The 9354-nt window shown below is 70.8% G+C and carries 8 protein-coding genes; all 8 read right to left on the bottom strand.

Annotation, left to right across the window (positions count from 1 at the left end):
• Positions 1 to 92: 92 nt before the first annotated feature.
• A complete protein-coding gene (locus AB0E07_RS10600; protein ID WP_362248304.1) occupies positions 93 to 293 on the bottom strand; it encodes a hypothetical protein in 201 nt (66 codons plus the stop codon).
• A 367-nt stretch (positions 294 to 660) separates the two neighbouring features.
• Positions 661 to 2415 (bottom strand): ABC transporter ATP-binding protein, encoded by a 1755-nt coding sequence (locus AB0E07_RS10595; RefSeq protein ID WP_362248302.1) that lies wholly within the window; start codon positions 2413 to 2415, stop codon positions 661 to 663.
• Complete coding sequence (locus tag AB0E07_RS10590) at positions 2412 to 4160, bottom strand: ABC transporter ATP-binding protein (RefSeq protein ID WP_362248300.1); 1749 nt, start codon at positions 4158 to 4160, stop codon at positions 2412 to 2414. Before AB0E07_RS10590 ends, AB0E07_RS10595 begins: the two co-directional genes overlap by 4 nt.
• An 8-nt stretch (positions 4161 to 4168) precedes the next feature.
• Positions 4169 to 5365, bottom strand: a complete 1197-nt coding sequence (locus tag AB0E07_RS10585) for an alpha/beta hydrolase-fold protein (RefSeq protein ID WP_362248298.1) — start codon at positions 5363 to 5365, stop codon at positions 4169 to 4171.
• On the bottom strand, positions 5358 to 6212 hold the full coding sequence (locus tag AB0E07_RS10580) for an ABC transporter ATP-binding protein (protein ID WP_362248296.1): 855 nt from the start codon (positions 6210 to 6212) through the stop codon (positions 5358 to 5360). The genes AB0E07_RS10585 and AB0E07_RS10580 overlap by 8 nt, the downstream gene beginning before the upstream one ends.
• Positions 6209 to 7267 (bottom strand): iron chelate uptake ABC transporter family permease subunit, encoded by a 1059-nt coding sequence (locus AB0E07_RS10575; protein WP_362248294.1) that lies wholly within the window; start codon positions 7265 to 7267, stop codon positions 6209 to 6211. Before AB0E07_RS10575 ends, AB0E07_RS10580 begins: the two co-directional genes overlap by 4 nt.
• Positions 7264 to 8307, bottom strand: a complete 1044-nt coding sequence (locus AB0E07_RS10570; RefSeq protein WP_362248292.1) for an iron chelate uptake ABC transporter family permease subunit — start codon at positions 8305 to 8307, stop codon at positions 7264 to 7266. Before AB0E07_RS10570 ends, AB0E07_RS10575 begins: the two co-directional genes overlap by 4 nt.
• A complete protein-coding gene (locus tag AB0E07_RS10565) occupies positions 8304 to 9317 on the bottom strand; it encodes an ABC transporter substrate-binding protein (RefSeq protein WP_362248291.1) in 1014 nt (337 codons plus the stop codon). The genes AB0E07_RS10570 and AB0E07_RS10565 overlap by 4 nt, the downstream gene beginning before the upstream one ends.
• Positions 9318 to 9354: the final 37 nt, after the last annotated feature.

The raw sequence follows: 9354 nt of genomic DNA, 5'->3' as shown, positions 1-9354 counted from the left end.
CAACGTCAGGCGACGCTGCCAACAGCCAGGTACCCAGTTGTGCTGGGCAACTCAAGCACAGCACTCCGGGCTAGGCCGCCTCATAGCGGTCATTAAGACTCGCGCTGCGAGCGCCGCGCCGCTGGGAAAGTGACACCGAGGACCCCGCCTGCGCCACTGCCGAGCACCAGGCCGATCGCCATGTTGTCGAAGACAGCCAGCCCGAGCACGAGCCCGACTGCGATGCCGATCAGCATGCCTACAACAAGCCCTGCGCTGATGGACGGTACTCCGACACCCTCGTTGTTCGTCACACGATCATTGTGCCGAACGAGCCTTCGGAGACGAGATCCGATACGGCCAACCTTTGAAGTAGGCCAGACCTTAAAGAACAAGCTGAGTCCCCCCTGGCAGCCCTCCCGGCGGACTGCCCCGTGCGGTCGTGCTGACGCCGCAGTGGGAACACCACCAGAACAGCACGGCCTCCCATACGGGACTCACCCCGCTCCTCTCGGATGGCATGCCTGGAGTGACCGCCGAAGGTGAGGCGTGCCGTCAGGCCACCGTCTGGCTGACCCCGGTCACCCCGGCCGACTCACCCCGGCCGACACACCCCGGCCGACTCACCGCGGACGACACGCTGTTGACACTGCGGCGAGGCCTGGCCCGGTCACGCTGTTCTCACCGGGCGGTCTCCCAGGCCGTCCACAACCCCGCGTACACACCGCCGGCTTCGACCAGTTCTCCGTGCGTTCCGGTCTCGACGATCCGGCCGTGCTCCATCACCACGATCCGGTCGCAGGCGGCGGCCTGGGAGAGACGGTGCGCGACAACGACCGCGGTCCGTCCGGCGAGGATGGCATCGGCTGCGCGGTCGAGTTGTCCGGCGTAGGCGGAGCCGGCCTCGGCGGTCGCTTCGTCGAGGATCACCAGGTCGGCGTCGGTGAGGAGCAGGCGGGCCAGGGCGAGTTGCTGCGCCTGTGCGTCGGTCAGCGGGTGTCCGCCGGCACCCAGCAGGGTGTCCAATCCGTCGGGGAGGGCGTCGAGGAGAGATGCGGCACCGGTGGCTTCCAGGGCTGCGTGGAGATCGAGGTCGGTGGCGCCGGGGGCGGCGAGGGTGAGGTTGTCGCGCAGGGTGCCCGCGAAGACGTGGACCTCCTGGGTGATCATCGCGGTGCGGACGGGGCGCCTGACCCGCCCGGCCTGGGGCAGGTGGGTACCGGCGACCACACCGGCGAGCGTGGTCTTGCCCGCCCCGGACACGCCGACGACGGCCACATGCTCACCCGGCGGGATGTCGAGGGTGATGTCGTCGAGCACGCGCGGCTCTTGGCCGTAGGCGAAGGTGACCCCCTCAAGCCGTAGGGCTGCGCTGGCGGCGGCCTGCGCCGGGACGTCCGGCGGGCCGGGCGGAATCGTGACGACCCCGATCATGCGGCTCAGTGAGGCGAGGGCGGACTGGAGGGTGTCGATGACCATCAGCAGCTGGTTGACCGGCCCGAGCAGGCGCAGCACGAGGAGCATGGCGGTGGTGGCGCCGCCGACGGTCGATGCCTGGTGGTCGATGAGGACGAAGCCGACGACGAGGACGGCGGCCAGGCTCAGGCACTCCCCCAGGTTGAGGCGGGCGTTGAGCATGCTCAGCACGGTCCGTGCGCGCAGCGACTGCCGCGCGACGCGCCAGGAATCTGTCATCACGGCCCTGTGCCGTTGCTCGGCGAGGCCGAAGCCGAGGACGGTGGCGTGGCCGCGCTGGGACTCAAGGATCTGCTGGGCGCGCGCGCTCATCGCCGTGCGTTCGGCGCGGTAGACCCCCAGTCCGATGCGCAGGTACCAGCGCACGGCCAGAACGTAGACGGGCAGGACGACGGCGAAGGCGGCGGCGTAGGGCCATTCCAGGGCCGCGAGCCCGCCCAGCGACACGACGATGGTGAAGGCGCTGACGGTGAGCACCGGGATCACGGCAGGGGCGGCGTCGGCGACCGCGGTGACGTCGTCGCTGGACCGCGAGATCAGGTCGCCGGTGCCTACGCGTTCGACGAGGTGCTGCGGGAGCGTCATCGCGCGGCCCACGAGCTTCTCCCGAAGCTCGGCGAGGACGCAGTGGTAAACGCGGGTGGCGAGCACGATCGTCAACGCGGTGCCCGCAGCGCCGAGGACCGCCGAGAGCACCATGACGGCCGTGACCGCCAGCACGGTGGCGACGTCCGCGGTGCCGGCCTGCACACGGTCGACGAGCCACCCGATCGCCACGGCAACGGTCAGGTCGACTCCGGTGCTGAGGATGCCCAGCAGCCCGGTCGCGGCGAGCCTCAGCCGGTACCCGCGGCTGAGCCGCCACACCTCCCTGGCCGTCTCGCTGCCGCTCGCGACCGGCAGCCCGGCCGGCCCGGCGTCGCAAGCCGCGGTCCCGCCCGCAGCCCAAGTGTCTTTCACAGTGCAGTCCTTGAGAATGCGGGGATGTCGTCAGGCAGCTCGACGACTCGGTCGCAGGCAGCGAGCAGAGCCGGGGCCGACGTGATCAGCAGCGTCGAGCGGCCTGCCCGCACAGCACGCAGGCGGCCCGCGATCGTGTGCTCGGTGACCGAGTCGACCGCGGTGGTCGGGTCGTGCAGTACGAGCACCGGCGCGTCGCTCGCCAGGGCGCGGGCGAGCGCGACCCGCTGGCGCTGGCCGCCGGAGAGCCGGTTGCCGCCCTCTCCGAGCGGGACGTCGAGGTCGGCCGCGAAGTCGTCGCAGGCGGCGGCACGTACGGCGGCGTCCATCCGCTCGGGCGCGCACGCGTTCCCGGCGATGTTGTCGCGGAGGGTGCCGCTGAACAGGGTGGCGCGGTGCGGCGCGACGGTGACCCGGGAGCGGTAGACGACCGGAGGCAGTTCCCGCGCCGCGTTCCCGTCGAGGCGCGCCTCGACCTCTCCCCCGGCCCACGGGTCCAGCAGCGCCTCGACGACGCGGGCGGCCGTCCGGTCATCGGCGCGCACACCCACGAGTTCACCGGGCGCAACCCGGATCGTCACGTCCGGCCCGCCAAGTCCCGTCACGGCAACGGCCAGTTCAGGCAGCACGGCGATCTCCCGCCCAATCGGGTCTTCGGGCGCAGGCATCGGCGTGGTGTTGGCCTGGAGCGCGTCGAGGACCCGTACGGACGCGGCGCGGGCGCCGGCGAGGTTGGGGACGGAGGTGCTCGCGATCGCCTGGATCTGCGGCAGCAGTGCCTGGGCGAGGCCGACGGCGGTGATCAGCCCGCCGATGCTGAGCTGTCCGTCCACGGCGAACCAGCCCGCCAGCCCCACCACCACGGCGACGAACGTGCCGCTGACCACGCCCGAGCCCACCAGGAACCTGCCCAGCAGACCCGCGTTGCGCCTGGCACCGGCAAGGGATTCCTGGCTGGCCCGCCGGTATCGGCGGGTCGCCTCGGCCTCGGCGCGCATCCCCTTGACCACCCGGTAGCCGGCGACCAGGTCGGTGGCCTGTCCGACCGTGGAGGCCAGCAGTTCCTGGTACTCGCGGGTGTCCCGGGACAGCCGCTCGCTGAGCACACCCATCAACCAGACCGCGACCGGCGCCCCGAACAGCACCACGAGTCCGAGCAACCAATGCGTCGCCAGCAGGGAGACCGCGATGAATCCGATGGCCGTGACCCGCGAGACCGGGATGATGGTGAGGATCACGGCGTTGGACAGGCGGGCGACGTCGCTGGTCATCACCGAGACCACACTGCCGCCCGGCGCACGGCCGGTGCCGGCCACCGGGTGCAGCACGCCCGCGGAGAGGGTGCCGCGCAGGCGGTGTTGGAGTACCTGCACCGAGTGGGCGGTCAGCCGCAGCGACAGCCGTGCCGACGACGTCAGCGCGGCGTAGAGGGCCACCAGCACCCCGAGCCACAGGGCCAGCTGTCCCTCGTCCCCGGTCGCGACGGCCCGGTCGATCGCGAGTCCCATCACCACCGGGACCGCGGACTCACCCACCTGCCACACGATCGCCAGCAGCATCGCGGGAACGCTGACCCGCCGTACCGAGAAGATCACGCGCAGCAGGAACCGGCCCGGTGCGGTCTCCGGCCCGTGCTCGAACGGGCGGGCTGCGGGCGGCTCGGCGGGGTCGAGCAGGAGCACGGGCAGTCTGCGTGTCAGCGGCCCCCGCCCCAGTCCCGCGGGGTCGGCGCCCGGGGAACGCATGGAGGTCCTCACACGTGGCTCCGATCCGTGCCCGTGAGCGGGAAGCACCACAGCAGGGCGTCGGCGAGGAGTCCCCGCCACCACGCGTAGTCGTGCCCGCCGGCGAACTCCCGGTAGAGGGTGTCGTAGCCCTTTGCGGTGAGTACGTGGTCCAGCCAGCGGCTGTGCGTGATCGAGCTCTCCAGCTCGCCGACGTCGTGGAAGATGCGGACCGGTGCCGTTTCCGTGGCCAGGAAGTCGTCGATCAGTGTCGGTACGGGGGTGCGGCGCAACAGTTCGGCCGGCCCGGTGCCCCAGGTGAGGTCGGGGTGGTATCCGCAGGACGGGGACTGGAGGATGGCGTTGCCGAACGCCTGCGGGTGGTGGAGTGCTGTCCAGGCGGCGCACAGACCGCCGAAGCTCTCGCCGGCCAGCGCGATGTCACCGGGGTTGCGCGAGAGCGGATACCGGTCGTCGAGCCACGGCAGCAGTTCCTCCACCAGCATCCGGGAGAACGCCGGGTTGCAGAGCAGTTCAATGTCGCGCTGCGGTGCGGGCTGGTCGACGAGGACCACGACGCAGGGGCGGATCAGTCCCGCGCGGACCAGGGCGTCGCGGACGCTCGGCGCGCTGTGCTCCGGCGTCCCGTCCAGATGGATCACGACGGGCAGGGCAGCCCCTTCCGGGAACTCCCCGGGCGGCATCGAGACCCGGATGCGGCGCTCGTCGCCCAGGAGTTCGCTCGCCAGCACGGCGGTGTCCACTGCCGGGGCCGGCCCGGCTTCGGCCCGGTCGAGCCAGGGCAACGGCACCGCGTCGGGCAGCACGGCCACCGAGGCCCCCGAGAAGCGTTCCACCGAGCAGTCAGAGAACCTCGGTGGCGGGTTGAACGGGTCCGGAACCCGTTGCGCCTCACCGGTCGGCCCACGTCGTACGAATACATACGAGAAGCGCAGGTCGGACCGCATGCGCAGGGTGCGGACGCGGAACGGTGTCCCCGGCACCGGGGCGAACTCCCCCTCGATCGGGTTGAAGCCGATCCTGGGGCCCATCACCACCGCAAGGGTGACCGACGTGTCGTCGCCGGGCTCGTCGACGAACGTCACCTCCACCTCGTCCGCGGAGACCCGCTCCACCAGCGGCGCTCCCCTGTCCTGAAGGTGCCGCCTGAACTCTTCCGGGCTCCACTGACCGGTCGACAGTTTCTCGACCCAGGGATCAGCCATGTTTCGCGCACTCCACGTCGGTGTTGTCGGCGTGCCTCCGCCGGGTTCGTTCGCGGCCGAGCGGCACCACCTGGGGGCTGCCGGCCACCGGATCGGGGACCACCAGGCAGCGCAGACCGAACACTTCCTCGACCAGTTCGGCCGTGACGACCTCGTCCGGGGTGCCCTCGGCGACCACGGCGCCGTCCTTCATGGCGATCAGGTGGGTGCCGTAGCGGGCGGCGTGGTTCAGGTCGTGCAGGACGGCGACCAGGGTGTGGCCGACGTCATGCAGGTCGGTGAACAGCTCCATCAACTCGATCTGGTGGGTGATGTCGAGGAAGGTGGTCGGTTCGTCGAGCAGCAGGATGTCGGTGTGCTGCGCGAGCGCCATCGCCACCCACACACGTTGGCGCTGCCCGCCCGACAGCTCGTCCACCAGACGCCCGGCCAGATCGGCGACCGAGGTCTGGCGCATCGCCCTGAGCACGGCCTGCTCGTCGTCCTCGGTCCACTGCCGGAAAAAGCCCTGGTGAGGGTAGCGTCCTCGGGCCACGAGGTCGGCGACGGTCATCCCGTCCGGGGCGGTCGAGGTCTGCGGCAGCAGTCCGACCCGCCGCGCCACCTCCTTGGTCCGGTAGGAGTTGATGTCGGCGCCGTCGAGGACGACCTGACCGGCCGACGGCTTCCGCAGGCGGGACAGGCAGCGCAGCAGGGTGGACTTGCCGCAGGCGTTCGGGCCGACGATGACCGTGAACGACTCGTGGGGGATCTCCACCGAGAGGTGCTCGGAGATGATCCGCTTGTCGTAGCCGATCGTCGCCGACTCCACCCGCAGGCGCGCGGTCTCGGGAGGGGGTGCGCTCACAGGCGTCTCCTGGCTTCGGTGAACAGCAGGTATCCGAGGTAGCCGCCGCCGAGCACGACGGTGATGATGCCGACCGGCAGCGGGGTGGGGGCGACGTGCTGGGCCAGGTAGTCCGACGCCAGACACAGCAGCGCTCCGACGAAGGCGGCGGGGGCGAGGGTGATCCCGGCGGTGCGGGCGAGGCGGCGTCCGATCTGCGGGGACACCAGGGAGATGAACGCGATCGGTCCCGACGCGGCCGTGACCGTCGCTGTCAGAGCCACTCCCACCAGGATCAGGCCGAGGCGTACGGGCGCGACCCGTACCCCTTGTGCGGCGGCCGCGTCGTCGCCCAGTTCCATCTGCCGCATCGGCCGGCCGAGCAGCCCGGCCAGCAGCAGCAGTCCGGCGATGCAGGCGCCGCCGACGGCGACCTGGTCCCAGGTCACGCCGTTGAGGGACCCCGCACCCCAGGCCGCCGCGGACATCGCCTGGTCCAGGTCTGCCTTGAGCATCAGCCACGTGTTGAGCGACCCGAGCATCGCCGACACGGCGATACCGACGACGATCAGCCGGAACCCCTGCACCCCTCGCCGGTGGGCGAGCAGGTACACGGCCACGGCGGTGGCCATCCCGCCCAGCAGCGCCCCGCCGACCAGCTGCACGTAAGTGCCGTTGACGACCAGGATCACGATCAGGGCGCCGGTGTAGGAGCCCTGGGAGAACCCGACGACGCCGGGGTCGGCGAGAGGGTTGCGCAGCAGTGACTGGAAGACCGCCCCGCTCACCCCCAGAGCGGCGCCGAACACGACCGCCGCGGTCACCCGGGGCAGCCGCCACTCGACCACGATCTCGTGGACGATTCCGCTCTGCCCTCCGGTCAGTGCGGAGAGCACCTGCCCGGGGCTCAGCGCGTACGAGCCGGTCATCAGGGCGAGCACCGCCGTGCCGGCGATCGCAACCGCGAGCACCGCGCAGACGACGAGCGTGTGCCACTGGAGCCGTAGCGCGATCCGCCGGTGCCGCAGCACCAGCGCCCGCGGGCCGAAGTCCACCGGTGAAGTGTGCGTGTTCACAGGCCGCTCGCCTTCTTGCGTCGCACCAGCGCGACGAGAACGGGGGCGCCGACGAAGGCGGTGACGATACCGACGGGAAGCTCGCCGGGTCTCATCACGACGCGGCCGAGGATGTCGGAGACGAGCAGCAGGCTCGGGGCGAGGAGGATGCTGTAGGTGAAGATCCAGCGCTGGTGCGGGCCGACGATCCAGCGGGCCACGTGCGGGACCATGAGTCCGACGAATCCGATGGGTCCGGCGATCGCGGTGGCGCCGCCGGCCAGGAGGGTGAGTGCGAGCACCGCCAGCACCCGGGTGCGTACCAGCCGGACCCCTTGGGCGGCCGCCAACTCGTCCCCCAGCGCGAGGGCGTTCAGCGGGCCCGACACGACGAAGGCCAGGACGAGTGCCACCGCGAAGAACGGCAGGACCGGCCACACGACGTCGAGGGAGCGGCCCGAGATCGACCCGGCGTTCCAGTTCCGCATCGCGTCGAAGGCGTCCGGGTCCATCAGTTGGAGCGCTTCCCTGGCGCCGCCGAGGACGGCGCTGACGCAGACCCCGGCGAGCACCATGACCACCGGGGAGGAGCCCTGCCGTGTCGAGCCGAACACGAGCACCAGGAGCGTGACGACCAGTGCCCCCGCGAACGCGAACCACATGTAGCCCTGGACGTCGCGGACGCCGAGCAGTCCCACGGCGACCGTCACCGCGAAGGAGGCACCGGCGTGGACGCCGAGGACACCGGGGTCGGCCAGGGGGTTGCGGGTGAGTGCCTGGATCAGCGCGCCCGACAGGCCGAGGGCGACGCCGACGGCCAGACCCACCATCGTGCGCGGCAGCCGGAAGTCACGGATCGCGAACTGGTCGATGCCGGCCGAAGGGTGGAACAGGGCGTCCCACGCCACGGACGGTGCGATCGCCGTCGAACCGATCATGATGCTCAGGATCAGCAGGACCGCCAGGACCAGCAGCGCGACGATCAGGCCGAGCAGACGGCGGGCCGGTCCGGGCACCTTGTTGGTGCCCGGACCGGCCTGCCGCAGGGCGAGGGCTGTCACTGCTTGCCGGAGAGGGTCGCCAGCGCGCTGTCGAGCGAGTCCAGGTACTGGTTCACCGGGCCGTAGGAGTTGTTGCCGGGGCAGAAGAGTCCCAGCGCCCGGCCGGACTCGACGGCGGGCAGCGACTTCCAGGTGTTGGTCTTGGTCACCGCCGTGAAGGGCTCGGTCGGCTTGCCGTCGGCGTCCACGGGGTAGGTGATCGCGTCGTACTCGGACAGCTCACCGATCTGCTCGAACGGCAGGGACTCGTAGGCCAGGGGGTCCTCGCCCTCGGCCGCCTCGGGGAGGTCCAGGCCGATGTCGTCGCGGGCGATCTCGGAGCAGCCGATGTCCGCGATGTAGAACGTTCCGGGATCGCTCCAGTCTCCGCGTGAGACGTCGACGAAGGAGGTGCCGTCGATGATCTTGCTGTAGGTCTCCTTGATGTTGGTGACCTTCTCCTCGTACTCCGCCTTCTGCTGCTTGAGCGTGTCCGCGGTGTTGCCGGCCTCCGCGATCTGGTCGGCGAAGGCCTTCCACTCGGTGTCGAGGCCCCAGTACACGGTGGGGGCGATCGTTTCGAGCTGCTTGCCGACCTTGTCCCAGTCGCTGGAGTGGAACTGGACCAGGATGAGGTCGGGCTTGAGGGCGGCGAGCTTCTCGACGTCTATCTCGCCGCCGCTGCTGCCGACGATCTCGGCCGCCTCGTACACCGTCCTCTGGTCCTCGGGCAGTACGTCGAGTTCGGCCTCGGAGGCCTCGGTGACGCCCACCGGCTTGCCGCCCAGATCGATGAAGGGCAGGTTCGTGTTGCCGATGGTGACGATGCGCTGGGGGTCGGCGGGAATCTCGACGGTGCCGTTCCCGGCCTTGACGCTCTGGGTCCCGGCGGGCTTGTCGCTGCCGGTCCCGGTGGTCTTGTCGGCGGTGTCGTCGTCGCTGTCACCGCCGCAGGCAGTGAGGACGAGTGAGGCGCTCAGCAGGGCGGCGGCGAGGGTGGTGCCGCGTCTCATCAGGTGGGTCTTGCTCATGGCTGTTCTCTTTTTCTCGGGACGGAGGGGAGGGGTT

Origin of the sequence: Streptomyces sp. NPDC048002 (assembly GCF_040653275.1) — a bacterium.
Classification (GTDB): Bacteria; Actinomycetota; Actinomycetes; order Streptomycetales; family Streptomycetaceae; genus Streptomyces.
Note: the sequence above shows the minus strand (reverse complement) of the source record. Positions and strands in the feature narration are given on the sequence as shown.

Coding starts and splice junctions, on each gene's coding strand:
- AB0E07_RS10590 (WP_362248300.1), bottom strand. CDS start 4,160: ATGCGTTCCCCGGGCGCCGACCCCGCGGGACTGGGGCGGGGGCCGCTG.
- AB0E07_RS10585 (WP_362248298.1), bottom strand. CDS start 5,365: ATGGCTGATCCCTGGGTCGAGAAACTGTCGACCGGTCAGTGGAGCCCG.
- AB0E07_RS10565 (WP_362248291.1), bottom strand. CDS start 9,317: ATGAGCAAGACCCACCTGATGAGACGCGGCACCACCCTCGCCGCCGCC.